Consider the following 22,388-nt stretch of genomic DNA (forward strand, 5'->3'; position numbering starts at 1 on the left):
TTTTCGGGGATGCGCATGGGTTATCTGTTGGTTCTCGCCGTGGGCCTCGCGGCGGGCACGCTGAGCGGCGTGATCGGCACGGGCTCGTCGATGATGCTGATGCCCGTGCTCGTGATGCTGTTCGGTCCCCAGCAGGCGGTGCCCATCATGGCGATCGCGGCGATCATGGGCAATTTCGGCAAGGTGCTCGCGTGGTGGCGCGAGATCGACTGGCGCGCCTGCGGCGCGTATTGTTCGACCGCCGTGCCGGGCGCGGCGCTCGGCGTACGGACGCTGCTCGCACTGCCGCCGCATGCCGTCGAGATCGCACTCGGCCTCTTCTTCGTCGCGATGGTGCCGGTGCGCCGCTGGCTCGCGCGTCGCTCGGTGCGCTTCTCGCCGTGGCACCTGGCGGCGATCGGCGCGCCCGTCGGGTTTCTGACGGGCATCGTGGTCTCGACGGGGCCGATCACGGTGCCCGTGTTCATGGGCTATGGACTCGTGAAAGGCGCGTTTCTCGCGACGGAAGCGGCCGGCTCGCTGGCCGTCTATGCCGCGAAGGTCGCGACCTTCAACCACTTCGGCGCGCTGCCGCTGCACGTCGTGCTGGATGGCCTGATCACGGGTTCCGCGCTGATGGTGGGCGCGTTCTGCGCACGGCGCATCGTCGTGCGGATGAGTCCCGGCACATTCAGGCTGGTCGTCGACGGGTTGATGCTGTCGTCCGGCCTGTCGCTGCTGTGGGCGGCGGGACGCTGATCGAAACAGCTACAACAGGGAAGGGAACGACATGATCGAACGAAACATGGTCTCCACGGCCTTCGATTTGCCCGGCTATACCGTCGATACGTCGCTTGGCATCGCGCGCGGCATCATCGTGCGTTCGCGCTCGGTGGTGGGCGCGATCGGCGCGAGTCTGCAGACCATCTTTGGCGGCAATATCTCGCTGTACACGTCGCTGTGCGAGCGCGCCCGGCAGGATGCCTACGAGCGCATGCTAGCCGAAGCGGCGACGCTCGGCGCGAATGCCGTGATCGGCATGCGTTACGATGCGACGGAGATCGGCGCGGGCGTGACGGAGGTGCTGTGTTATGGAACCGCCGTACACGTGCGCCGCAACGTGTAACCGAAGTTTTTCAACCAGAAGGAAATGTCAATGCGTCTGCTGCTTGCTCTGCTTTTGCCGTGGTTCCAGTTCTTCACGATTGGCCGGCCGTTCGCCGGGATCATCTGCCTGGTGCTGCAACTCACGATCATCGGCTGGCTGCCGGCGGCGATCTGGTCCGTGTATGCGCTCAGCCAGTACAACACCGACCGTAAGATCGACGAAGCGCTCGGCCGGCGCTCGTAAGCGCATTTGTTGCAAACACATCTGATCAGGCTGGTAGCGTGCATCGGCCTCAAGCAAATGCGCTTCGAGGCCGATAACCAGACGTTGGGCTCCTGTAGCGGGCCCCAATGCCACGGCCCAGATGAGCACAATACACACGCCCCAGTCCATCCGCCTTCGCGCACTCGTCGATACGGTGCAGCGCAACGAACGCACGTTGCGCCGCTTCCAGGATGTCGAGCTTCAATTGATCCGCGCGCAGGATTTCCCGTCGCTTTGTCGTGTGCTGCTCGACTATCTGCCGCGCGAATTCGGACTGGAGGGCGTGACGCTGTGGCTCAACGACACGCTGCCGCTGCTGCACGAACTGGCGTTGCGGCACGCGAGCAACGCGAACCGGCGAAGCAACGAGAACAACGGAGTGGCCGCATCGTCGCTGAAGACCTCGCGCGAGATGGGCGATGCCGCCGCGCGGCTCTGTTCTCAGGGGCGTCCGTGGCTTGGCACGCCCGCTGCGATGGACGACGCGGCGATCAATGCGTGCTTCGGCAGCGACCCGCGGCCTGCCAGCATCGCGCTGTTGCCGCTCGCGACGAACGGACAGCCGAGCGGCTATCTATGCCTCGCGAGCGACAACGAAAGCCGCTTTGCGCCCGGCATGGCGACCGACATGCTGGAGCGTTTCGCCGTGATCGTCGCCGCGAGCCTCGACAACGTCGCGCATCGCGAGCAGCTTGAACGCCTTGGCGCCACCGACGCGCTCACGGGTCTGCCCAACCGCCGCTATTTCGACGAACGCCTGCGCGAAGAAACGACGCGCGCGTCGCGCTACCGGCTGCCGCTGGGCTGCCTGTTCATCGATATCGACGGCTTCAAGCCGATCAACGACGCGCACGGTCACGCCGTAGGCGACCGCGCGCTGGCGATGGTCGGCGCCTGTCTGCGCAAGCAGACGCGGCTCGGCGACACGATCGCGCGCTACGGCGGCGAGGAATTTGCCGTGCTGCTGCAAGGCGACCTGAAGGATTCGCTGGTCGTGGCCGAGCGCATGCGCGCAGCTGTCGCGCAACTCGACCTGCGTGACAACGATGGCGCGGACGACGGCGGGCGCATTCCGTTGACGGTGTCGATCGGCGTATCCGCGCATGCAATGCAGCAAGGCGCCGATCTCGACGGACTCGGACGTACGCTCGTCGACGAAGCGGACCGCGCGATGTACAAGGCAAAGAGCGACGGACGCAATCGCGTGGCGACGCTCGTCGTGTAAGCGCGGCTGCGCTAGTCGTCGATGAACAGCATCGACACGTAGAGGATCGTCGACACGACGATGATGCCGGCGCCGACGAATACTTTCGTGCGGTTGAATTCGAGTCCGCCGTTGATCGCGACGGCAATGCCGGCGACGGCCGACAAGGTGCCGATCGCAGCCAGCACGACGTGCGCCTTGCTCCAGATCATTTTGCGGCGCGCGCGGCGCTTCGGGGAATTCCAGGGTTCAATAGGCATCGGGTTGATTGTGCGGGACAGCGAGATGATCTACGACTCCGTCTCGCCGGCATGGCGAGACGGAGTCGTGCAAACGCGCGCTTACTTGATCGGCGTACCGTCGCGCGTAATCTGCACGGCCGTCGCGGACACGTAGGTCGCGCGAATGCTGTCGCCAACCTTGATTTTGGTGAGCGGCACGTCCTGCGAGACTTGCAGAACCACGGTGTGCTGAGGGCCGCGCAGCGTCACCAGACGCTTCTTGCGGTCGATCTTCTGCACGGTCGCGACCACCTCGACGTGGCGCGTCTGTGTCGATGCGCCGCCTTGCACGGGTGTGGTCGTTTGCGATTCGACGCGCGAACGCACGCCCTTCGCGTCGACCTTGTCCGCCGTCAGCAGCAGCGCGCCCTTGTACGAGATATGCACCTCGTCGCCGACTTTCAGCTTCTTCACGTCACCGACATCGGGATCGACGTCGACGATCGTCGTCTCGCCGCGCGGCCCGCGTATCGTCACTTCGTTGTTGTCGGCGTCGATCTTGACGATGTGCGCCGTGACGTCGGCGACGGCGGCCGTGCCGATGGCATTCGGAGCGGGCGAGGACGCCGGATTGTCCTGCGCGCGAGCGTCGATGGCGGGCGCGGCGAGTGCAGCACATGCGGCTGCGATGGCCAGGATGCGAACCGGACGGCGAGCTGCAAGTTGCATGGAAGACTCCTCGGTAGAATGGGCCTGTGGTCCGTGGGCCGATTGGTCGCGACGAAGCTGGGCGCGAAACCGGCGTCTGGGTTCAGGCGGGTTCAGCGACGTGGCTGGCCGCTTTTCTTCTTGCATCTTCATAGACGCGGCGTCGTTCCGCCTCGACCAGCAGGCGCTTGCGCTTGACCGACTGGCGATGAATAGGCGGTCCCATCACCGCGACGTAATCGGCATAGCGATGTTTCTGGTAGCGGCGGAAAAAGTCAGGGCCGGGCAAGCCGTTGCTCAGCGAGAGCAGCACGCCGTAGTCGATGGCCGACACCTCGCCGAGCGACGCGATGGCGCGCTCAAGTGCGTCGTAGCGCGCGGTGAGCGGATCGCCCGCGCCGAACATGGCGTGAAAGCGCTGATAACTGAGGAGACGCTCATGTTCCGCGGCGCGTCGCAATGCCAGCACGATACGCTCGACCCGTTCGGGTTCCATCTTGACCTCCGCGCGTGAAGCTCCATCACGCGAGCAATGAACAGGCTGCGCGACAGGCTGCTGCAATTAATCGGTTATGCAGTTTATAGATGAAGTTGTTTCGCGTTGCTGGAATATTGATTTAACTCAATATGCAAAAGCATTTTTCTGGACATACGCATACACGCCGCATTTTAGAGCAGCGAACAGAGCATGAATAAATACTATTAGCGATGCAATCGAGATGTTCGATTTGTGTAGCCAGGTCTTGCCATACAACGTTCCTTAAAAACGTAGCAGGCGCACGGACCAAAGTGCGGATTGTCAGGCTGGATTGCAGTCGATGCGAGTAACTGTTACAGCATGCTAGCAAACGATTTGGGTAAGTTCAAGGCGCGCAATGTAATGCGATTGAAAAAATGTGACGAGTGATATTGTTTATCGAAATGGTTTGACTGTTTATTGCCGTTAAACGCAACGCAATAAAATTCGCAAATGATTCTTCGATATTCATGAAATTTTACGGACAGCCGACACAACCGGCCTTAGAACATATATTGGTTTTTGTCTTGTGTCATGTCATGCGCCACGCAGGCCCGTTATGCGGCACCTCGGGCTTTCGTCGTCCGACCGTCAACGAGACCGCTCATGCCTTCACGAAACGAAGCATTGCCGACTGTCATGCGCAGGCTCGCGGCGGGCAAGATGCTGATGGAAGGCGCGTCCGTTAGCGACATCGCCGCGCAGCTGCATATCTCCGAGAACACCGTGCGTAAATATCGCGCGCTCGTGAACGAGGGCGGACTGGAGTCGTTGCGGCAGATGAGTGTGGGCGGCCGTTCGTCGGTGCTAGACGAGGCCGCGATGCAGTGGATCGCGGCTGCGCTGAGCGGGCCTGCGGGTATACACGGCTTTCCGTCCGATGCATGGACCAGCAACCGTCTACGCGAGCTGATACGCGCCCAGTTCGGTGTCAGCTATTCGCGTGTCTACACGTGGCAGATCGCCACCAATCTCGGCCTCGGGCACCGGCTTACCAAATCGCGCAAATAAGCGCGTGCCGTCGTCCTCAGCGCGCCGCAGGCAGCAGTTCGCCCCAGGCGACGAGAATCTTCTGGATGCTGCGCGCGTAAGCGTCGCGCTCTTTCGGCGACTCAGAGTGGTAGGCGCCGATCGCGCGCCAGGTGTTCCCGTACTTCACCATCTTCTGCTTCATGAGCCACGCGGCGACATAGATGTTCACGCAAGCGTCGGTGAGCGCGCGATGCGGAATGCCGAGGCGCTTCAGATCGCTGAAATGCACGGAGTTGATCTGCAACTGGCCAACGTCGATCGAACCGTTCGCGTTGCGGTTGACGGCAGCGGGGTCGCCTTTCGATTCATGCCACGCGACGGCGCGCAGGATCAGCGGATTGACGCCCTGATAGACGGCAGCCTGCTCGAAGCAGTCGTCGGCGTGGGCGGCGCCGCACGTCAACGAGGCAAGCGAAAGCGCGAGCGCGCCCAGCGCGCATCTGAGCGGGCGCAGCGAGCGGGGCGCGGCGCGGAGTCGATGGTTGAACACGTGTGACGCTCCGTTGAGGGTGCGAATCAGCGGTTATTTCGCCAGCGCGAGGTCGAGCTGCTTGTCGACCGAGCGCAGATAGGTGCGCGAAGCGTCCGACACGACCAGACGCGCGGCGGGCGCGGTGGGCCGCACGTCGACGGCGGCGCGCACCTTGCGTTTTTTCGTGGCGGGCTTCGGCGCGAGCGGCTCGTCGTCGTCGGTCGTAGGCGGCAGCATTGCGAGCGTCGGCAGCGGCGGATAGACCTTGTCGGAGGCGGCTGTCGCGGCGGCGGTTGCGCCATTGGTGCCATTTGCAGCAGCGGCGCCGTTCGCCGACAGCGTGCCTGCGACGGCCGGCTGACCCGCTTGCGCGGCCTCGCTCATGAACGTGGTGAGCGCAACGAGGCTCGCCGCGCAGATGACAATACGGAACATGACTTGGCTTCCCCTCATGGCGTGGCGGCTGTCGGCCGGACCGACACGCTATACGGCTGGTTCGCGCCTGCCGTCAGGTTCTCGAGGCTGAGCTTCGCCGGATGCTGCGACGGCACGCCACGCCAGATCGCCTGATTGAGGTACGGCAGATCCTGGCCGAGGGCGGTAACGAGAATCGTGGTCGGCTGCTTCTGCGCAGCGGCCAGCGCGCCCGCCTTGGCGAGCACGGCCGACAGTTGCGGATCGCGGGCGCCGAGCGCGTCGGGCGGAATCGTAAAGCTGATGACATCGTTCGACACGGGCGGCTTGTCCGCCTGCGGCGCCGTATTGGCCGGCAATTGCGCGCAACCGGCCAGCGCGGCGATAACCATACAAAACGCAAGCTGCTTCACGAGCTGCTCCCAGAAGTCGTTGACGCTATTTCGGATTTGTCGGCAGAATCGCGTCGAACTTGATATGCAAACCGCAAACGTTTGCCAAATCGGGAAACTTGACTCAAGAACGGCGGTCGTTCGGAAACTCTGACCGTGGAGGATTGGGAAAAGCGGTGAGGTTGCCTCAGGGGTTGGCGGCGCAAAGAGGCATGTTTGAACGCGCGACTGGTTCTATGCGGATGGCATTTCCGCTTGTCGATCGCCAGGAGCGCCGCGGCAATCGCACTCATTTAGCGATCAACATGATCGCGTAACACAGACCTGATACACAGCCCCCTCGGGATATCGTCCCCATGCCCCCGGCTTGAGCAACCGGGCTTCATTCCACGTCGGTCCTGCATCAACTAGTCAAACGAAATGTCAGCGGATTTCATCTGGAGGCTGCTCGCCGCGTTCGCGTGCGGCGTCGCAATCGGTCTCGAACGTCAGATGCGGCAGCGCACGGCGGGTCTGCGTACGATTACGCTCGTCGCGAGCGGCGCTTGCCTGTTCGTCACGCTCGGCATGCTGACAGGCAATGGCGTCGCGGGCGTCACGCAGATCGCCGCGTATGTGGTGTCGGGCGTGGGCTTCCTGGGCGGCGGCGTGATCATGCGTGACAAGGGCTCGATCCAGGGCATCAATACGGCGGCGACGCTCTGGTGTTCGGCGGCCGTCGGCGTGCTGTGCGGCGCGGGGCATTACGGACCGGCGCTCGCGGGCACGGTCGTCGTGCTCGTGACCAACACGGTGCTGCGCGAAGTGAGCCGCGCGATCAACGCGACGCCGGTGTCGAGCGCGGACCTCGTGCGCGAATATGTGTTGACTGTCGTGTGCCGCGAACAAGACGAGATCCACATTCGCACGGTACTGTCGAACTCGATGTATTCGCAACCGCTGTCGTTTCAGAGTCTGACGAGCGAAGACGTTGAAAACGATCCGTCGCGTATCCAGGTGACGGCGACGTTGCGCATGCACCCGAAGGATCAGGCCAAGCTCGAATTGATGGCGAGCCGGATCAGCATGGAGAAGAGCGTGTCGAGCGTCAGCTGGTCCGCGAAGGAAGCGGAGCCGACGCCTGAATAAAAAAGCGCATCGCGCGGCGATGCCGCGATGCGCTTTGCTGAACGTCTACTTCTATTCGAGCCGTGGGCTTACTGCGTCGCGAGATGCTTGCGCTTCGCGAGTTCCTGCGCGGCCGCGTACTGCGCCTGGATGGTGGGCAGCGCCTTCTGCGCGGCTTCCTTCAACTGCGCGTCACGTCCCGATGCGATTTCCGCCTGGAACGCCGACAGCGTCTTCTGCTCGCCGCTCAACGCAACCTGCTCGATATACGCCTTGTCGAATTCCGCGCCGCGCAGATTCTTGATGCTGTCGAGCGTCGCCGTATCCGGATTGTTGTGCGGCACGTCGACGCCGCGCGGGCTCGCTGCGCGCAGCGCATTGGCGATCGTGAGGTTGTCGGCAGCGGCCTTTTCGGCGAATGCCTTCACGTCCCGGTCGGTCGAACGCGACGTCGCGATGCGCGCGGCATCGCGCTGCGTGGCGACGGCTTGCGTGCCGTCGTTGACGAAGGTCTGGTCGGCTGCATGCAGCCGCACGGAATCCGCGGACGCGGCCTGTGCCGGTTGCGTGGTTTGCGCGTGTACCGCCGATGCGAACAGCAACAGACTGGTCGTGGATGCACAGACGATGGAAGCGATGGGCAAACGGATCATGTGTTCTCCTTCAGTGATGTATGAATCAGCCGAAGGCATTCTATGGGCCGGTCCCGCATGCAGGTGAAACGACGATGTCGCTTGTGTAACGGGGCGTAAAGCTTGTGGCGCGCGGCGCGCGGCGATGCAATGCGTTCGCGCGCCGCGTGGCCCTGCGAAGACATTTGCAGCGCGTCAGGAGTATCGTGAGCGGCACGGCAAACGGTGCCGGCTTCGCACACTCGTCAGGAGATCGCAATGGCCAAGGTTCTCGTTCTCTATTACTCGTCGTATGGGCATGTCGAAAAGATGGCGGAGGCCATTGCGGAAGGTGCGCGTGCCGCGGGCGCGCAGGTCGATATCAAGCGCGTGCCGGAGACCGTGCCCGAAGAGATCGCGAAGAAGTCGAACTTCAAGCTCGACCAGCAGGCACCCGTTGCAACGGTCGCCGATCTCGAGCAATACGATGCATTCGTGGTTGGCACGGGCACGCGTTATGGACGCATGTCGTCGCAGATGGCCGCGTTTCTCGATCAGACGGGTGGACTCTGGATGCGCGGTGCGCTGAACGGCAAGGTCGGCGCGGCGTTCGCATCGACGGGTACGCAGCATGGCGGGCAGGAGACCACGCTGTTCTCGATCATCACGAACCTGATGCATCTGGGGATGATCATCGTGGGCTTGCCGTATAGCCATCAGGGGATGATGAACATGACGGAGATCGTCGGCGGCGCGCCTTATGGCGCCACGACGATCGCAGCGGCCGACGGTTCGCGTCAGCCGAGCGCAATCGATCTGGAAGGCGCGCGGCATCAGGGCGAACTGGTCGCGAAGACGGCGGCGAAGCTGTTTGGCTGAGAGGTTTTTTGCTTGTTGACGTCGGCGGCGGGGCGCATTGAATGCACAAGAACTCGCGCGCGATTCAATGCGCCGTCGTTCAGGCCGCTGCCGGTGCGTCCGGCGGCAACGTCAGTTGCGCGACTTCGACGTTGTCGAGTTGTTCGAGCACGGACGGCGCGAGCAACAGTTTCGCCTTGCGAATGCCCGCGCCCATCACTACCTGCCGGCGTTCCATCACGCCGGCATCGACTAGAACGCGCCAGTTCGCGGGCAAGCCGAACGCCGTGATGCCGCCGAACTCCATCGCGCTCTGTTCCGTCGCGATCTCGCGCTGCGCGAACGAAATACGCTTTGCGCCCAGCACGGCTTTCACTGCGCCATTGACGTCGAGCCGCAGCGAGCCGAGCGTCACGATGGCGGCGAGATGCTCGCCGCCATCCTTCTTGTACTTGACGACGATCGTGTTCGCGCAGTCGTCCATCGGAAAGCCGTAGCGCGCGCTGAAGTCGGCTGTGTCCGATGCGTCGTCGGTGACGGCGAACACGACGATGTCGCGGCCCTCGATGGATGTGGCGACGTGTGAGGGAAGATGCGCGCCGATGCTGTCGGGCGCAATGATGTCGAGCTTCTGAAGCGGTTCGTGCGAAAGCATGGTGACCTGTGAGCAGTGAACGGACGAAAACTACGCGCACACATTGTACGATTTGCGGCCTTGTTTACGGCATCGCGCGTATGGAGTCAGTCGCTGCGCGAGTGTGCCTTGGTAGTGGCTTTCACGGGAAAAAGATGCACGCTCATGAAGTCGACGAAGGCCCGCATTTTCGGCGTCAATTGCCCGCCCGAAGGCCAAAGCGCGCGAAACACGCTGAGCGCGCCCGAATATTCGCGCAGAACCGGCACGAGCGCGCCGCTCTCCACCTGCGCGCGCACCGTGAAATCCGGCACGCAGGCCAGGCCGAGATCCTGCTCGGCCATCGCGATCAGCGGCTCGACAGCTGTTGCGACGGCGGTCGTGGGCAAGTCGATATCGATCGATTCGCCATCGCGTTCGAGCGGCCAGCGGCGCAGCTTCCCCGTCGTCGGAAAGCGATGCTGAAGACACGCGTGATGGACGAGTGCCTCGGGCGTCGTGAGCGGCGGATGCTTCGCCAGGTACGCGGGTGACGCGACGATCAGATGCACATACGTGCCCATCGTTCGCGTGATCAGTTGCGAGTCGTTGACGTCGCCCGTGCGCATCACGACGTCGAAGCCTTCTTCGATCACATCGACGACGCGGTCGCTGAAGTCGATGTCCAGCATGATCTCGGGATACACCTTCATAAACTCGCCGATCACGGGCATCAGCAGCTTGGTCACCATCGGCATGCTCACGCGCAGCTTGCCGCGCGGCGCTGCATGCGCGAGCGCGAGTTCACTCTCCGCGGCCTCGATCTCTTCGAAGATGCGCTGGCAGCGCGTGAGAAACAGCGCGCCTTCGGGCGTGAGCGTGATGCTGCGCGTGCTGCGATGAAAGAGCCGCGCGCCGAGCCGTGTTTCGAGTCGTGAAATGGCCTTGCCGACTGCCGAAGCCGAGATGCCGAGCTGGCGGCCCGCTTCGGTGAAACTGCGGGTTTCGGCGGCGCGCACGAAGATGTTGAGCGAGCCGAAGCGGTCCATTGCGCCTGTACTCGTCGTGCCGTCGATCGTCGCCGACGACGCGGAGTGCAGCTTGACGGGCGCCGTGCGCGCCACATCGGCTTGTGTAGCCATGGCAGGTCTCCGGAACTGGAAGCGCCGCCCGGCGTGTCAGCGCGAGCGGCGCGTCGCACGCTAACCGTGCGCGTCCGAAGTGTAGCGCGTGCGCGCCGTGTCGATCATTCGAGGTCGTCGAGCTGTTCCGCGAGGATCATCTGCGACATGTTGCGCGGGCGGCTCGACGGGCGGCTGAACGGGCCATACACGGCATCGCCGCGCACGATGCTGGCGCCCGTCAGCGCACACACGCCGCGCGAGCGTGCAATACGGCGTACCCACAACTGCTCGGTATAGCGGCCGGCCGTCGAATCGCGCCACGTGATCGAAATCGACTTCGCGCCGAAGCGTTCGACGAACGTGATCACCGCGTCACTATGCTGGCTCGCCGCTTGCGCGCGTTCGGCGGTGGGGCTGCGGCGCGCGGGACGCGCGGCGCAAGCGCCCTTGTCGCATTTGTCGGACGATGCGAGCTTGCTGTCCTGCGCGGGCGACTTGCCGAGCCGCGAAATCGTCGCGGTCCACGGGTCGTGCAGCGCGGGTGCCATGCCGCCGCCTGCAGGCTCGGACCGAAGATCGGCGTACAGCGTTTCCTTGCGACGCAGTTCCGGCTCACCGTTCGCGCGCCGGTTTGCGTGGGCGCGAGGCCTGGGTTCAGGCGTAGTGCCTGTTGCAGTTCCAATCCTGCTCACGTCGACTCCTCGTTAAAGCGTGGCCCATCGAGGCGGCTCATTCGATCACGCAGAACCTTACGTTCTGCTTTTGATGGCCACCCGGCAGCCGCATTTGCGGCCACTTGCGCGCGGGCGAAAACGCATGCGCCGCGCGTCGCTGCGCCCTGACGGCGTGCGATGGGAGCGGCTTCACGCTGCATCACAGCGTTGCAATCAGCTTTCGCGGCCGGCACGGATGACCGGTCGCATGGCGTGCATCCTAACGGCTTGCCATTGGCAGATAAATGCCAGCTAAATGAACACTCAATTTATCTAATTCAAACAATGGGACGGCACGGATACGGCAAACGACGCCAATCGCTTGCCGCATCAGGCTGTCCGGCGATGCATATGCACACCGATCGTGCGCGGAAACGCCCGATAGCCGCCACGCGGCGCAAGGTCTTGTCTTGACATCGCAAGACGGGCGACCATACTCGGACGGTACTTCGCCGCCCGGCCACAACCTGTTCCCATCGGAAGGACACGTCGACATGCACAAGTCAGTGAAGATTCCCGGACCCGATCACCCCATCACGATTGCAAAAAGCGGATCACGCGTGGTCGTGTCCGTGGCAGGCCACAAGATCGCTGACAGCACCGACGCGCTGTCCTTCCATGAAGCGTCGTACCCGGAAGTGCTCTACATTCCGCGCAAGGACGTCGACATGTCGCTGCTCGAACGCACCGGTCATTCGACGTATTGCCCGTACAAGGGCGAGTGCAGCTACTACAGCATTCCCGCCGGCGGCGAGCGTTCCGTCAACGCGGTGTGGAGTTACGAAAGCCCGTACGAAGCGGTCGAGTCGATCCGGGAACATGTTGCGTTCTATCGCGACCGCGTGGACGCCATCGAGGTCAGCGCGCAATAAGTACGCAATAAGTACGCAATGAGGACGCAATGAGGACGCAATGAGGACGCAATGAGACGCAAGCGGGCGGCTAGTTTCTGGCCCGTTGCGGCGACACCGAAGCCCTCGTTCGAGGGCTTCAAGACTTTCACTTCTTCCATCGAATCGCGACGCGTCGTCGCCGGTTCTCCGTCGTATTTCCGTCGTTGACATCGTTGTCAAAAGTGACCAGAACGTGTGAAAACGCGATCTGACGTCGCACGCTTGACGGAAATCAATGACGAAAAAATCCCGTTCCGAAATGCTCCGCTAGCCCACCGTACAACCGCTCGATCAAACCGGGGAAAAGCCCGAAAGCCGCATGTATGCACGCTTTCAGGGCATCGGATGCAGCGGGCATTAAATGATTTTTGTTGAATTTTTTTCGGAACCTTCTTGCCGTAAGCTTTTCGTAAACACCATCACGTTTGTCCGTGATGGACTGACTCCGTTCAATTCAGAACCCGGCAGGAGCCCGATCGATGAATCATCCAAAACGCTTATTGCTGTCCAACCTGGCGTGGTCGCAAGAGGTCTCGGCGCGCGAGCCCGAGTTCTTCACGGAACTCGCGCGCGGCCAGCAGCCGCGCTTCCTGTGGATCGGTTGCTCCGATAGCCGCGTGCCCGCCGAGCGCATCACCAACGCGCAGCCGGGCGAGCTGTTCGTCCATCGCAACATCGCGAACCTCTACACCTCCGACGACGGCAACACGTCGAGCGTGATCGAATACGCGGTGCATGCGCTGAAGGTCGAGCACGTGATCATCTGCGGACATCATCATTGCGGCGGCGTGCGCGCCGCGCTGTCGCCGCCTTCGGATGCGCTGCCCATCGTGAACCGGCGCATCGCCGGTTTGCGCGAGCTCGCCGGACGTCATCGCGACGAACTGCATGCGATCGCGGATTTCGACGAACGCGTCGACCGCTTTGCGGAGTTGAACGTGATCGAGCAGGTGCGGCTGTTGCGCGAGTCGCCCATCGTGCGCCGCGCGCCGCGTCCGCCGCAGGTGCATGGCTGGATTTTCGGGCTGCGTGCAGGGCTTACCACGCAACTCACCGATATGGATGAAGCCCGCGACATCGCCGTTATGCACGCCGAGCCGCCCCCATCCGTCGCTGTGCGCGACGCCGCGTAGCGACCTTCGGGCAACGCCCCTTTCCGACTTACTCACGCCTTTTCACGTTCACGTTCATCGAGCCGCCGGCGCGTCGCCGGGCGGCGTGGCTCAACTCGACCTTGCGGATACCATGCACACTCCACCTGTTTCCCGTCTATCGAACCTGCGCAGCGACGTCTTCGCCGGGATCGTCGTGTTTCTCGTCGCGCTGCCACTGTGTCTGGGCATCGCCACCGCGTCCGGCGTCGATCCGTTTGCCGGGCTGGTGTCCGGCATTATCGGCGGACTGGTCGTCGCGCTGCTGAGCGGCTCGCATCTGAGCGTGAGCGGGCCGGCTGCGGGCCTCGTCGTGATCGTCGTGTCGGCGATCGCGTCGCTCGGCAGTTTCTCCGCGTTTCTCGCCGCCGTGCTGATCGCGGGCGCGTTGCAGATCGGCTTCGGCCTGCTGCGCGCGGGACAGCTCGCCAGCTTCGTGCCCGTCGCCGTCATCAAGGGCATGCTGGCTTCGATCGGCATCATCCTGATCATCAAGCAGATTCCGCTCAGCGTGGGGCTCGTGAGCGGCGCGGATGCCAAAGTCGCGCACGCGGCCATGCTGGCGACGCCGTTCGGCGACCTGTCGATGGTGACGACTGTGCTCGCGCTCATCTCGGTGGCGATGCTGTTCGCGTGGGAGACGCCGCGCGCGAAGCGCTACGCGATCGTGCGCATGCTGCCAGGACCGCTCGCGGTCGTCGCGCTCGGCATCGGCGTGACGCTCGCGCTCGATGTGCTGGCGCCCGCGCTCGCGGTGCCGGCTGAGCATCGGGTGTCGCTGGTGTCGCTGGATTCGTTCGCCGCGCTGACGGGCGCGATTTCGATGCCCGACTTCAGGCAACTCGTGGATGGTGACGTCTGGCGCGTCGGCTTGACGCTCGCCATCGTCGCGAGTCTGGAAACGCTGCTGAGCCTCGAGGCCGTCGAACAGATCGATCCGAAGCGCCGCCGCGCGTCGCCGGACCGTGAGTTGAAGGCGCAGGGCGTGGGCAATATGGTGGCGGCCGTGCTTGGCGGTCTGCCGCTGACGGCCGTGATCGTGCGTAGCTCGGCGAACGTGAATGCGGGCGCGCAGACGCGCATGTCGGCCGTGATTCACGGCGTGCTGCTGCTGGCGAGCGTGTTCGCGCTGACGGCCGTGCTGAACCTGATTCCGCTCGCGTGTCTCGCGGCGATCCTGATTCACACGGGCTACAAGCTTGCGAAGCCGGCGCTGTTCGCGGCGATGGCGCGAGAAGGCGTCGACCGCTTCGTGCCGTTCGTGGCGACGATTGCTGGCGTGCTCGCGACGGATCTGTTGATCGGCATTGGCATCGGCATTGCGACGAGCGCGGTGCTCGCGCTGCGCTCGAACCTGTCGCGCACGTTCACGCTGACGTGTCACGACGATCACTATCTGCTGGTGCTGCGCAAGGACGCGACGTTCCTGTCGAAGCCGATGCTCACGCGCTGTCTCGCGCAGATTCCGGACCGCGCGACGGTGCTGATCGACGCGGAACGTGCCGATTTCATCGACCGGGATATCCGCGACACGCTCGATGCGTTCGTGGGCGAGGCGGCGCAACGGCAGATCACCGTCGAGCGTATGCGCTGGCCGGAGCCGGCGGCTCAGGAAGGCCGGGCGGCGCTGCCGTCACTAGGCGCGACGACGGGCTGACCCGTAAAAAGGGCGCGATAGCGCGCGGCGGCGCGCGTTATCGGTCTATTGGAACAGCAGTTTCGGAAAGTGCTGGCCGGAAGGCGAGGGCGCCGATGGTCAGCGCATCCTCGCCGTATCGGCGGAAGGATTACTCGGCGATCGAAAAGCGCGACGACCGCGTCTGCTTCGCCTTGCTGGGACGCTCGACACGCGGGCTCGCGCCGCGGATGAACAGCACTGCGCACAATGCCACCATGGCCCAGATGCAGAGAAGTACGGTCAAGACGTCCATTTTCAGTTCCAGTCTCAGTCAGTCGGCGCTGCAGTTGGTGCGGTTGCTGCCGTTCAGTTCAGTTCGCCCGGTCGCGCGGGCGGCCGGTCAATGCGTGGTGTGTTGCGTCTCGCCGTCGAACAGAAGCTCGTCGATCAGCCGCGTGGTCAGTGCAAGCTGCTTCTCCAGCGATACGCGAGCCAGTTCCGCGCTCACCGCATCGCCACGTGCGACGGCGGCGTGCGTCTGGGTGGCGAGGCGCAGCACCGTGTCGGACGCGAGCTGCAAGCCGCGCATCAGATCGGACTCCGGGTATTCCCGCGGGTTATTCCATTCCGGCGCGTTGAGCGCGTCGGGCTCGAACGGGTTGCTGCTGTCATAACGGGAAGACATTTCAGGCTCCTCAGTACACTGGCATGACTGCAGTGTGCGCTGCGGGGCCGGCGTTCAATCGGTCGAACAGAGGCCGATTTCGGATTCATACCGCCGTCATCGAAATGTGCCTGCGAACGACCAGAATGCCCGCTTCCCGTCCACATCCCGGCGAATGGTAAGCAACTGTTATTGCTCGGTCTGCACGTAGAGGCCCTGGGTTGCGCGGGCGCCTTTCTTGCGCGGGTCGAGTGTGAGGCGCGGTGGCTGTCCGTTGGTATCGAGCCGTAATGCGCCGTCACAAGTGGTCACGCACGTCTTCTGTAGCGTCTGCTCAAATAACAGAAGAGAAGGGAGAACGACCATGAAAAAGCTTCTGACGCTGGCAGCCGTCGCCGTGGCGACGATTAGTTTGGGAGGCTGCGTCGTCGCGCCGCCGTATGGTTATGGGTACGCGCCCGCCTACGGCTATGGCTACGGGCCGGGGTACTACGCGGGGCCGTCGGTGAACGTCGGCATCGGCTATAGCTGTTGCTGGGGCCATGGCGGGTGGCATCGGTAAGCGCGTGGCCGCGGCAGGGTGAACTCAGGCCGCACGGCGGCGAATCATCCAGAACGATCACGTGATCGAGATCCAAAGAAGCCGGATGTGGATGCGTGAGCGTCCCGTCCGGCTTTTTACGCGGCGCGGCATGTGGGCAGCCCGGTGGCTGGCGTTCGACGTTCGGCGTTAGGCGGCGCACATTGCGGGCGCATGCGGTGCCGCGCGCGTTGCGGGTTGCTGTACGATCTCGGAAAGAATGCGCCCGCGCGATAGCGGCGCGCCTTCCGACGCCACGATTTCGCAACATCACCTACGTTTTCGCACCCAGCATGGACTACCGCGTTACCTACGAGCACAGCCTCGCCACCGCCCCCGACGACTTCATCGTGAATGTGCCGTCGCAACTGGTGTCGGACGTGCCGTCGAACATTCCCAAGGCGCTGCTGCCCGAAGCAATCGAGAAGCTGATACTCGAACGTTCTCCGCGCATCGGCCGCATCCGCAACCTCAGGCTCATCTGACTTTTCCCCCGGGCCGGCCTCGTCGTTTTTCCTCGCCGGCCGCTGCGCTTGAAAACGGCTTGCTTGCCCTGCAACTTCGGCTCTCGTTTATACGGAGCCTTGTTATGGGAAGCCGTCCCCGTTTTGTCGACGATCTGTCGGGTGTACTGCCGAGCGCCTCTGCCGCCGGATCGTCCGAAGACGACGCACTCCTCGACGCCTATTCGCGCACCGTCATCGATGCGCTCGAACGGGTGCGGGCGGCCGTCGTCTTCATCACTGTTGAGCGCCGCGTGCCGGGCGCGCCGGAGCGCCATGCGCGCGCGGGCACCGGCTCGGGCTTTATTTTCACACCCGATGGTTATCTACTGACCAACAGCCACGTCGTGCATGGCGCGACGCATATCCGCGTGCAACTCGCCGACGGCACGAAGTTCGACGCCGATCTGGTCGGCGACGATCCGCACAGCGACCTGGCCGTGTTGCGTGTCGGCTCGCCGGAGCCGTTGCCGCATGTCGCGCTTGGCGAGTCGGGCAAGCTGCGCGTCGGGCAGATCGCGATCGCGGTTGGCAATCCGCTTGGGCTCGAGCAGACGGTGACGGCGGGCGTGGTTTCCGCGCTCGGGCGCTCGCTGAGGTCGAACTCGGGGCGCATGATCTATGACGTGATCCAGACGGATGCCGCGCTCAATCCGGGCAATTCGGGCGGGCCGTTGATCAACTCGGCGGGCCAGGTGATCGGGGTGAATACGGCGATCATTCCGGGCGCGCAGTCGATCAGCTTCGCGACGGCGATCGATACCGCGAAGTGGGTCATCATGCAGATTTTTGCGCACGGGCGCGTGCGGCGCGCTTATATCGGCGTGGCGGGTACGACTTTCGCGCTGCCGCGGCGTGTGCAGCGGTATTTCGCGCTGGAATCGGAAAGCGGCGTGCGGGTGATGGAGATCGTTAAGGGAAGTCCTGCCGCGCTCGGCGGGCTGCGGACGGATGATACGATCGTTGCGGTTGATGGGCAGGTTGTTGAGGGTGTCGATGCGCTGCAGCGCGTGATGGATGGGTCCAGGATTGGGCGCTCTGTGAGCGTGTCTGTTTTGCGCGGGGCGCAGCGGGTGGAGGTGGTTGTTGTGCCTGTTGAGCAGAGAGTTTAGGTTTGGTTTTGGGTTTGGTTTTGGGTTTGGTTTTGGGTTTGGTTTTGTCTGCGACGCTGGGTGGTGGTTTGGTTTTTTCTGGCATCAGGTTTGGTTGTTCTGGCCTCTGCGCTGGCATCCGCGTTACGGTGTTTGCGGTTTCGCTGGCATCCGCGCTTTGTTAGCGTGCTTCAAGCGTCGCCCCTGTGCGGGGCGGCACCTACTTTTCTTTGCCGCCGCAAAGAAAAGTAGGCAAAAGAAAGCGGCTCACACCGCCAGTTCTAGTTCTTGCCTGAGGGCCCCCACAGGGTCTTACGCTTCACACGGCAACGTATCTGTTCGTGTTCGTTGCCAACGCTTCGAATAAACGCCTCACCCGCTTCAGACACCCGTACAAGGGCAAGCGGCAGCGAATGGTATGTGCCGTCCAGGTGGCAAACTGTGTGTAGGTTGTCGCGTCGCATAGGGTAGCGCTCTTACATGGTGGAACGCGCGCGCTATCGGTCCGGAGTGACGCGTGTGGAGCACAAGGGGCCTACACACAGTTTGCCACCTGGGCGGCAGTGGACTACCCGGCACGGCATGGTGAAGCGCGGGTGCGTGAAGCGGGTGAGGCGCACCGCAAGAGCGTTGGCAACGAACATGGGTCACGTGATTGCCGTGTGAAGCGTAAGACCCTGTGGGGGCCCTCAGGCAAGCACAAGAATTAGCGGTGTTAGCTGTATTAGCCTGGACCGGACCTGACAGGTAGTCGGGGAAGCGAATGAAGGAAGGCGATTCAGTGAGGAATCAGTTTCTCCCTGGCAAGTTCGAGTGAGTCGAGGAAGGTACGCATAGGTGTCTTGCCGTAACACCATCGCCCTTGATGTTCGCGCTCATTGTTGTACTGGTCAAGCCATGCGTCGAGATCGGTCTGCAGGGCTGCGATCGAATCGTAGATTTTCCTGCGGAACGCGATGCGATAGAACTCGTTGAGCATGGTCTTGTGAAGTCGTTCGACGATGCCGTTGGTCTGTGGAGAACGAGCTTTGGTGCGGGTGTGATCAATGTTCTCCACGGCCAGATAGAGCTCATATTCGTGATGCTCGGGGTTTCCGCAGTACTCGGTACCCCGGTCAGTCAGAACGCGAGCAAGCGGAATACCGTAGCTGTCGAAGAACGGTACGACGCGATCATTGAGCAGGTCGGCCGCCGGCAGCGGGGTCTTGCGGTCGTAGAGCTTGGCAAACGCCACCTTCGAGTAAGTGTCGACGAAGGTTTGCTGATAGACGCGGCCGACGCCCTTGAGGGTGCCGACATAAAAGGTATCCTGGGCGCCGCAGTAGCCGGGACATTCAGATTCGAATTCGCCATGCGTTTCCTTTTCCAGCTTGGCCCGCTCCAGCGCGGTGAGCTGCGATTCGGTCAGCACCAGCCCTTCCTGGGCGGACTTCGCCTCCAGCGCCTTCAGGCGCTTGTTCATGGTCTCAAGATCATGGCGCAGCCAGATGCTACGCACTCCCTGTGGCGAGACGCTGAGGGCGTGGCGTTTGAGCACCTCGTTGGCAATACGGATCTGGCCGTAAGCGGGCAGTTCCAGGGCCAGTTCGATCACCGCGGCCTCGACCTGGGGATCCACGCGGTTCTTTAGCAGCGGGCGGTGGTGGGAGATTTCCTGCAGGGCCGCTTCACCACCCTTGTCGTACAGTTCCTTGAAGCGGTAGAAGCTGTCGCGGGAATAGCCCATTACCCGGCAGGCCTGACTGACATTGCCCAGTTGCCGCGCCAGTTCGAGCATACCGACCTTGGCGCGGATGACTTTCTGTTCCTGAGTCATGGTGGACTCCTTGCGGTTCACCGTTGCGCGTCGCCGCTTCGGACTACGTCCTCCGCGCCCACGCGCAACGGCACGAGAAACCGACTACTGTCAGATTTAGTCTAGGCTATTACATGTTAGCCGCTTTCTTTTGCCTACTTTTCTTTGCGGCGGCAAAGAAAAGTAGGTGCCGCCCCGCACAGGGGCGACGCTTGAAGCAGGCTAACGCATCGCGGATGCCAGCGAAACCGCAAGCAAACCAAACCGCGGCGCATGAAGCCCAAAGACAAAACGCGGATGCCAGCGCAGAGTCAAAACTACCCAGCGTCGCAGACAGCAAAACCCCCTCAAAACAACTGCTTCTGCCCCGAAGCCAACGTAGCAAAATCATCCTTAAGCAAAGGCAAAATCGCATCCGCAACAGGCTGAAGCTGCCGCGTCAGATAATGCTCATAGTCGATTTCCGAGCGCAGCGTTTCGAGCGGCTCAGGCCCGCTGCCTGTCATCACATAACTGATCCATCCACCATTCTGATATTGCAGCGGCCGACCGCGCTGCCGGTTGAACTCATCGGCGGAACGCGCAGCACGCACATGCGGCGGCACATTGCGCTCATAGTCGGACAGCGGCCGACGCAGCCGCTTGCGATACACGAGCAGATCATCGAACTCACCCGCCAGCGTGCGCCGCACATAATCCCGCACATAATCCCGATACGGCTGCTGCTTGAAAATGCGCAGATACAGTTCCTGCTGGAACCGCTGCGCAAGCGGTGTCCAATCGGTGCGCACCGTTTCGAGACCTTTGTAGACGACTTCTTCACCGCCATCGGCAAGCACAGTCAATCCCGCGTAGCGCTTCTTGCTGCCTTCCTCCGCACCGCGCACGGTCGGCATGAAAAAGCGCTTGTAATGCCGCTCGAATTGCAGTTCCAGCGCGCTCTCCAGCCCGAAGCGCTCGCGCAAATGCTCACGCCACCACGCATTGATTCCGCTAACCAGCTCACGTCCGATGCGCGCCGCGTCTTCCTCATCATGTGCGTGGCGCAGCCACACAAAAGTCGAATCGGTGTCGCCGTAGATCACCGCATACCCGCGCGCTTCGATCAGCTCGCGCGTGCGGTGCATGATCTCGTGGCCGCGCATCGTGATCGACGACGCAAGGCGCGGATCGAAGAACCGGCAGCCCGTCGATCCAAGCACGCCATAGAACGCGTTCATGATGATCTTCAGCGCCTGCGATAACGGCTTGTTCTGCTCGCGCTTCGCGGCTTCGCGTCCTTCCCACACCTGCGCAACGATCGACGGCAGGCAGTGGTGCGCGCGCGAAAACCGCGCGCCAAGGAAACCGGGCACGGAATGCTCATCGTCGGGGTGACGCACGCCGTCGACCAGCCCCACGGGATCGATCAGAAACGTGCGGATGATCGACGGATACAGGCTCTTGTAGTCGAGCACCAGCACGGAATCATAGAGGCCCGGCTTCGAGTCCATCACGAAGCCGCCAGGGCTGGCCGCGCCCGCAACGTCGCCTAGATTCGGCGCGACGTAGCCGAGCCGGTGCATGCGCGGCATATATAGATGCGTGAACGCCGCCACTGACCCTCCGCTGCGGTCGGCGGGCAGCCCCGTGACCGTCGCGCGTTCGAGCAGGAACGACAGCAGGTCCGTCTTGCCGAAGACGCGCGTGACGAGTTCGCAGTCTTTCAGGTTGTAGCGGGCGAGCGCGGGCTTGTCCTCGTCGAAGCGGCGCTGGATTTCATCCATCCGCTGATACGGGTTGTCGATCGACTTGCCTTCGCCCAGCACGGACTGCGCGACGTATTCGAGGCTGAACGACGGAAAGCTCCACGTGGCCGAGCGCAGTGCCTCGATGCCGTCGATGATCAGCCGCCCCGCCGCGCCCGCAAAGAAGTGGTTCTGCTTCAGGCCATGCTCGCGCCATTCCATCACCGCGCCGCCGCGCCCGATGCGCAGTGGCACGCCGCACTTCTGCGCGGTTTCATGCAGCACTTTCAAATCGAACTGCACGACATTCCAGCCGATGATCGCGTCGGGATCGTGCGTCTCCAGCCATCCGATCAGCCGCTCGATCAGTTGCGCCCGGGTGTCGCAATACTCCAGCGCGAAGTCGAGGTCCGTCGCGTCGCCGTTCTGCGGTCCGAGCATGTAAACCTGGCGCTGCCCGCAGCCTTCCAGCGCGATCGAATACAACTCGGCGTGCGCGCTGGTTTCGATATCGAGCGACACCAGCCTGAGCTTCGGACGATAGCCGCTCGCGGGCTTCATGTCGGCGTTCATCAGCGGGCCATGACCGTCAGGATTCGCCTCGCCGCCGAACAGCACGGGCGCGGTGATGAACCGCTCCATCATGTAGCGATCGGGCGGGAACACGTCGGCTTCGTAGACGTCGACGCCACCCTGTTTCAGACGTTTTTCGATCCCGGTCAGCTGCCGGTACTGCGGGCAATACAGCCCCAGCACCGGCCGATGCTGGAAGTCGCACAAATCGAGCGGGCGCAGTTCGACGCCGCGCGACTGGGCGTTCTTCTCCCGATGCAGCACGTCCTCCGCGCGCTCGCGGTGCGCGGCGGGGATGAACGCGACGTTCGGCTGCGGGCGCAGGCGGATATGGCGCGGACCGTCGTCGGTCGCGAGCCAGAACTCGACCTCCGTTCCGGCGGCCGTATCGTGCCAATGACGGGTGAGAAGAAACCCCTGTTGAAGCTCACTCAAACGAAAACCTCTGCTGAAAAC

General features: G+C 62.9%; 28 protein-coding genes. 13 read left to right on the top strand and 15 right to left on the bottom strand.

Annotation, left to right across the window (positions count from 1 at the left end):
• The first annotated feature begins 15 nt into the window (after positions 1 to 15).
• From C2L65_RS19670 to C2L65_RS19685, 4 genes are all read left to right on the top strand, one after another.
• Positions 16 to 738, top strand: coding sequence for a sulfite exporter TauE/SafE family protein (locus tag C2L65_RS19670; protein WP_042312787.1), 723 nt, complete (start codon positions 16 to 18; stop codon positions 736 to 738).
• A gap of 31 nt (positions 739 to 769) precedes the next feature.
• On the top strand, positions 770 to 1,105 hold the full coding sequence (locus tag C2L65_RS19675; RefSeq protein ID WP_042312692.1) for a YbjQ family protein: 336 nt from the start codon (positions 770 to 772) through the stop codon (positions 1,103 to 1,105).
• Positions 1,106 to 1,135: 30 nt separating this feature from the next.
• Complete coding sequence (locus C2L65_RS19680; RefSeq protein ID WP_007586056.1) at positions 1,136 to 1,330, top strand: YqaE/Pmp3 family membrane protein; 195 nt, start codon at positions 1,136 to 1,138, stop codon at positions 1,328 to 1,330.
• Between the two features lie 121 nt (positions 1,331 to 1,451).
• The gene (locus C2L65_RS19685; RefSeq protein ID WP_042312690.1) at positions 1,452 to 2,576 is read left to right on the top strand and encodes a GGDEF domain-containing protein; all 1,125 of its coding nucleotides are present in this window, start codon (positions 1,452 to 1,454) and stop codon (positions 2,574 to 2,576) included.
• An 11-nt stretch (positions 2,577 to 2,587) separates the two neighbouring features.
• Here the strand turns inward: C2L65_RS19685 and C2L65_RS19690 are convergent, their stop codons facing one another.
• The 3 genes from C2L65_RS19690 to C2L65_RS19700 form a co-directional block, all read right to left on the bottom strand.
• Positions 2,588 to 2,815, bottom strand: coding sequence for a DUF2964 family protein (locus tag C2L65_RS19690; protein WP_042312688.1), 228 nt, complete (start codon positions 2,813 to 2,815; stop codon positions 2,588 to 2,590).
• 81 nt (positions 2,816 to 2,896) lie between these two features.
• On the bottom strand, positions 2,897 to 3,505 hold the full coding sequence (locus C2L65_RS19695) for a hypothetical protein (RefSeq protein WP_042312686.1): 609 nt from the start codon (positions 3,503 to 3,505) through the stop codon (positions 2,897 to 2,899).
• A gap of 82 nt (positions 3,506 to 3,587) precedes the next feature.
• Positions 3,588 to 4,046, bottom strand: a complete 459-nt coding sequence (locus tag C2L65_RS19700) for a hypothetical protein (protein WP_345789584.1) — start codon at positions 4,044 to 4,046, stop codon at positions 3,588 to 3,590.
• Between the two features lie 561 nt (positions 4,047 to 4,607).
• Between C2L65_RS19700 and C2L65_RS19705 the strand changes: the two genes are divergently transcribed.
• A complete protein-coding gene (locus tag C2L65_RS19705) occupies positions 4,608 to 5,012 on the top strand; it encodes a helix-turn-helix domain-containing protein (protein ID WP_039901081.1) in 405 nt (134 codons plus the stop codon).
• Between the two features lie 16 nt (positions 5,013 to 5,028).
• Here the strand turns inward: C2L65_RS19705 and C2L65_RS19710 are convergent, their stop codons facing one another.
• The 3 genes from C2L65_RS19710 to C2L65_RS19720 all read right to left on the bottom strand — a co-directional run bounded on the left by C2L65_RS19710 (position 5,029) and on the right by C2L65_RS19720 (position 6,332).
• Complete coding sequence (locus C2L65_RS19710; protein WP_427910182.1) at positions 5,029 to 5,487, bottom strand: lytic transglycosylase domain-containing protein; 459 nt, start codon at positions 5,485 to 5,487, stop codon at positions 5,029 to 5,031.
• Positions 5,488 to 5,556: 69 nt separating this feature from the next.
• On the bottom strand, positions 5,557 to 5,940 hold the full coding sequence (locus tag C2L65_RS19715; RefSeq protein WP_052426963.1) for a hypothetical protein: 384 nt from the start codon (positions 5,938 to 5,940) through the stop codon (positions 5,557 to 5,559).
• A gap of 14 nt (positions 5,941 to 5,954) precedes the next feature.
• Entirely contained in the window at positions 5,955 to 6,332 is a 378-nt protein-coding gene (locus C2L65_RS19720; protein ID WP_416365522.1) for a hypothetical protein, read from the bottom strand.
• Positions 6,333 to 6,731: 399 nt separating this feature from the next.
• Between C2L65_RS19720 and C2L65_RS19725 the strand changes: the two genes are divergently transcribed.
• Entirely contained in the window at positions 6,732 to 7,439 is a 708-nt protein-coding gene (locus C2L65_RS19725) for an MgtC/SapB family protein (RefSeq protein WP_042312676.1), read from the top strand.
• Between the two features lie 68 nt (positions 7,440 to 7,507).
• Here the strand turns inward: C2L65_RS19725 and C2L65_RS19730 are convergent, their stop codons facing one another.
• The gene (locus C2L65_RS19730) at positions 7,508 to 8,071 is read right to left on the bottom strand and encodes a DUF4142 domain-containing protein (RefSeq protein WP_042312674.1); all 564 of its coding nucleotides are present in this window, start codon (positions 8,069 to 8,071) and stop codon (positions 7,508 to 7,510) included.
• A 237-nt stretch (positions 8,072 to 8,308) separates the two neighbouring features.
• Here C2L65_RS19730 and wrbA point away from each other — a divergent pair, with 237 nt between their 5' ends.
• Positions 8,309 to 8,908, top strand: coding sequence for an NAD(P)H:quinone oxidoreductase (wrbA, locus tag C2L65_RS19735; RefSeq protein WP_042312671.1), 600 nt, complete (start codon positions 8,309 to 8,311; stop codon positions 8,906 to 8,908).
• Positions 8,909 to 8,987: 79 nt separating this feature from the next.
• On the opposite strand, the gene C2L65_RS19740 is transcribed toward wrbA, so the two are convergent.
• From C2L65_RS19740 to C2L65_RS19750, 3 genes are all read right to left on the bottom strand, one after another.
• Entirely contained in the window at positions 8,988 to 9,542 is a 555-nt protein-coding gene (locus C2L65_RS19740; RefSeq protein ID WP_042312669.1) for a YbaK/EbsC family protein, read from the bottom strand.
• An 86-nt stretch (positions 9,543 to 9,628) separates the two neighbouring features.
• Entirely contained in the window at positions 9,629 to 10,642 is a 1,014-nt protein-coding gene (locus tag C2L65_RS19745; RefSeq protein WP_042312666.1) for a LysR family transcriptional regulator, read from the bottom strand.
• A 104-nt stretch (positions 10,643 to 10,746) separates the two neighbouring features.
• Positions 10,747 to 11,316, bottom strand: coding sequence for a DUF3331 domain-containing protein (locus C2L65_RS19750; RefSeq protein ID WP_042312664.1), 570 nt, complete (start codon positions 11,314 to 11,316; stop codon positions 10,747 to 10,749).
• Positions 11,317 to 11,831: 515 nt separating this feature from the next.
• Here C2L65_RS19750 and C2L65_RS19755 point away from each other — a divergent pair.
• The 3 genes from C2L65_RS19755 to C2L65_RS19765 all read left to right on the top strand — a co-directional run bounded on the left by C2L65_RS19755 (position 11,832) and on the right by C2L65_RS19765 (position 15,038).
• Positions 11,832 to 12,209, top strand: a complete 378-nt coding sequence (locus tag C2L65_RS19755; protein WP_042312661.1) for a DUF427 domain-containing protein — start codon at positions 11,832 to 11,834, stop codon at positions 12,207 to 12,209.
• A gap of 500 nt (positions 12,210 to 12,709) precedes the next feature.
• The gene (locus C2L65_RS19760) at positions 12,710 to 13,363 is read left to right on the top strand and encodes a carbonic anhydrase (protein ID WP_103254557.1); all 654 of its coding nucleotides are present in this window, start codon (positions 12,710 to 12,712) and stop codon (positions 13,361 to 13,363) included.
• A 112-nt stretch (positions 13,364 to 13,475) separates the two neighbouring features.
• A complete protein-coding gene (locus C2L65_RS19765; protein ID WP_042312782.1) occupies positions 13,476 to 15,038 on the top strand; it encodes a SulP family inorganic anion transporter in 1,563 nt (520 codons plus the stop codon).
• Positions 15,039 to 15,168: 130 nt separating this feature from the next.
• Here C2L65_RS19765 and C2L65_RS46165 read toward each other — a convergent pair whose 3' ends face one another.
• From C2L65_RS46165 to C2L65_RS47080, 3 genes are all read right to left on the bottom strand, one after another.
• Positions 15,169 to 15,312 carry a hypothetical protein gene (locus C2L65_RS46165; RefSeq protein WP_167306471.1) on the bottom strand — a complete coding sequence of 48 codons (144 nt, stop codon included), beginning with the start codon at positions 15,310 to 15,312 and terminating at the stop codon, positions 15,169 to 15,171.
• Positions 15,313 to 15,399: 87 nt separating this feature from the next.
• Complete coding sequence (locus C2L65_RS19770; RefSeq protein WP_042312656.1) at positions 15,400 to 15,684, bottom strand: hypothetical protein; 285 nt, start codon at positions 15,682 to 15,684, stop codon at positions 15,400 to 15,402.
• A gap of 168 nt (positions 15,685 to 15,852) precedes the next feature.
• Positions 15,853 to 15,975, bottom strand: a complete 123-nt coding sequence (locus tag C2L65_RS47080) for a hypothetical protein (protein WP_255221900.1) — start codon at positions 15,973 to 15,975, stop codon at positions 15,853 to 15,855.
• Positions 15,976 to 16,027: 52 nt separating this feature from the next.
• Between C2L65_RS47080 and C2L65_RS19775 the strand changes: the two genes are divergently transcribed.
• The 3 genes from C2L65_RS19775 (at position 16,028) to C2L65_RS19785 (ending at position 17,858) form a co-directional block, all read left to right on the top strand.
• Positions 16,028 to 16,225, top strand: a complete 198-nt coding sequence (locus C2L65_RS19775; RefSeq protein WP_042312653.1) for a hypothetical protein — start codon at positions 16,028 to 16,030, stop codon at positions 16,223 to 16,225.
• A 311-nt stretch (positions 16,226 to 16,536) separates the two neighbouring features.
• Positions 16,537 to 16,728, top strand: a complete 192-nt coding sequence (locus tag C2L65_RS19780) for a hypothetical protein (protein ID WP_036000819.1) — start codon at positions 16,537 to 16,539, stop codon at positions 16,726 to 16,728.
• Positions 16,729 to 16,832: 104 nt separating this feature from the next.
• Complete coding sequence (locus C2L65_RS19785; protein WP_042312651.1) at positions 16,833 to 17,858, top strand: S1C family serine protease; 1,026 nt, start codon at positions 16,833 to 16,835, stop codon at positions 17,856 to 17,858.
• A 757-nt stretch (positions 17,859 to 18,615) separates the two neighbouring features.
• Here C2L65_RS19785 and C2L65_RS19795 read toward each other — a convergent pair.
• Positions 18,616 to 19,653: an IS481 family transposase gene (locus C2L65_RS19795; RefSeq protein ID WP_042317403.1), complete on the bottom strand. Its 1,038-nt coding sequence runs from the start codon at positions 19,651 to 19,653 to the stop codon at positions 18,616 to 18,618.
• 326 nt (positions 19,654 to 19,979) lie between these two features.
• On the bottom strand, positions 19,980 to 22,367 hold the full coding sequence (locus C2L65_RS19800) for a DNA polymerase II (protein WP_042316155.1): 2,388 nt from the start codon (positions 22,365 to 22,367) through the stop codon (positions 19,980 to 19,982).
• Between the last annotated feature and the right edge of the window lie 21 nt (positions 22,368 to 22,388).

The sequence above is a fragment of the Paraburkholderia terrae genome (assembly GCF_002902925.1).
Taxonomy (GTDB): domain Bacteria; phylum Pseudomonadota; class Gammaproteobacteria; order Burkholderiales; family Burkholderiaceae; genus Paraburkholderia; species Paraburkholderia terrae.

Coding starts and splice junctions, on each gene's coding strand:
- C2L65_RS19670 (WP_042312787.1), top strand. CDS start 16: ATGGGTTATCTGTTGGTTCTCGCCGTGGGCCTCGCGGCGGGCACGCTG.
- C2L65_RS19675 (WP_042312692.1), top strand. CDS start 770: ATGATCGAACGAAACATGGTCTCCACGGCCTTCGATTTGCCCGGCTAT.
- C2L65_RS19680 (WP_007586056.1), top strand. CDS start 1,136: ATGCGTCTGCTGCTTGCTCTGCTTTTGCCGTGGTTCCAGTTCTTCACG.
- C2L65_RS19685 (WP_042312690.1), top strand. CDS start 1,452: ATGAGCACAATACACACGCCCCAGTCCATCCGCCTTCGCGCACTCGTC.
- C2L65_RS19690 (WP_042312688.1), bottom strand. CDS start 2,815: ATGCCTATTGAACCCTGGAATTCCCCGAAGCGCCGCGCGCGCCGCAAA.
- C2L65_RS19695 (WP_042312686.1), bottom strand. CDS start 3,505: ATGCAACTTGCAGCTCGCCGTCCGGTTCGCATCCTGGCCATCGCAGCC.
- C2L65_RS19705 (WP_039901081.1), top strand. CDS start 4,608: ATGCCTTCACGAAACGAAGCATTGCCGACTGTCATGCGCAGGCTCGCG.
- C2L65_RS19715 (WP_052426963.1), bottom strand. CDS start 5,940: ATGTTCCGTATTGTCATCTGCGCGGCGAGCCTCGTTGCGCTCACCACG.
- C2L65_RS19725 (WP_042312676.1), top strand. CDS start 6,732: ATGTCAGCGGATTTCATCTGGAGGCTGCTCGCCGCGTTCGCGTGCGGC.
- C2L65_RS19730 (WP_042312674.1), bottom strand. CDS start 8,071: ATGATCCGTTTGCCCATCGCTTCCATCGTCTGTGCATCCACGACCAGT.
- wrbA (WP_042312671.1), top strand. CDS start 8,309: ATGGCCAAGGTTCTCGTTCTCTATTACTCGTCGTATGGGCATGTCGAA.
- C2L65_RS19740 (WP_042312669.1), bottom strand. CDS start 9,542: ATGCTTTCGCACGAACCGCTTCAGAAGCTCGACATCATTGCGCCCGAC.
- C2L65_RS19745 (WP_042312666.1), bottom strand. CDS start 10,642: ATGGCTACACAAGCCGATGTGGCGCGCACGGCGCCCGTCAAGCTGCAC.
- C2L65_RS19755 (WP_042312661.1), top strand. CDS start 11,832: ATGCACAAGTCAGTGAAGATTCCCGGACCCGATCACCCCATCACGATT.
- C2L65_RS19760 (WP_103254557.1), top strand. CDS start 12,710: ATGAATCATCCAAAACGCTTATTGCTGTCCAACCTGGCGTGGTCGCAA.
- C2L65_RS19765 (WP_042312782.1), top strand. CDS start 13,476: ATGCACACTCCACCTGTTTCCCGTCTATCGAACCTGCGCAGCGACGTC.
- C2L65_RS46165 (WP_167306471.1), bottom strand. CDS start 15,312: ATGGACGTCTTGACCGTACTTCTCTGCATCTGGGCCATGGTGGCATTG.
- C2L65_RS19770 (WP_042312656.1), bottom strand. CDS start 15,684: ATGTCTTCCCGTTATGACAGCAGCAACCCGTTCGAGCCCGACGCGCTC.
- C2L65_RS19775 (WP_042312653.1), top strand. CDS start 16,028: ATGAAAAAGCTTCTGACGCTGGCAGCCGTCGCCGTGGCGACGATTAGT.
- C2L65_RS19780 (WP_036000819.1), top strand. CDS start 16,537: ATGGACTACCGCGTTACCTACGAGCACAGCCTCGCCACCGCCCCCGAC.
- C2L65_RS19785 (WP_042312651.1), top strand. CDS start 16,833: ATGGGAAGCCGTCCCCGTTTTGTCGACGATCTGTCGGGTGTACTGCCG.
- C2L65_RS19795 (WP_042317403.1), bottom strand. CDS start 19,653: ATGACTCAGGAACAGAAAGTCATCCGCGCCAAGGTCGGTATGCTCGAA.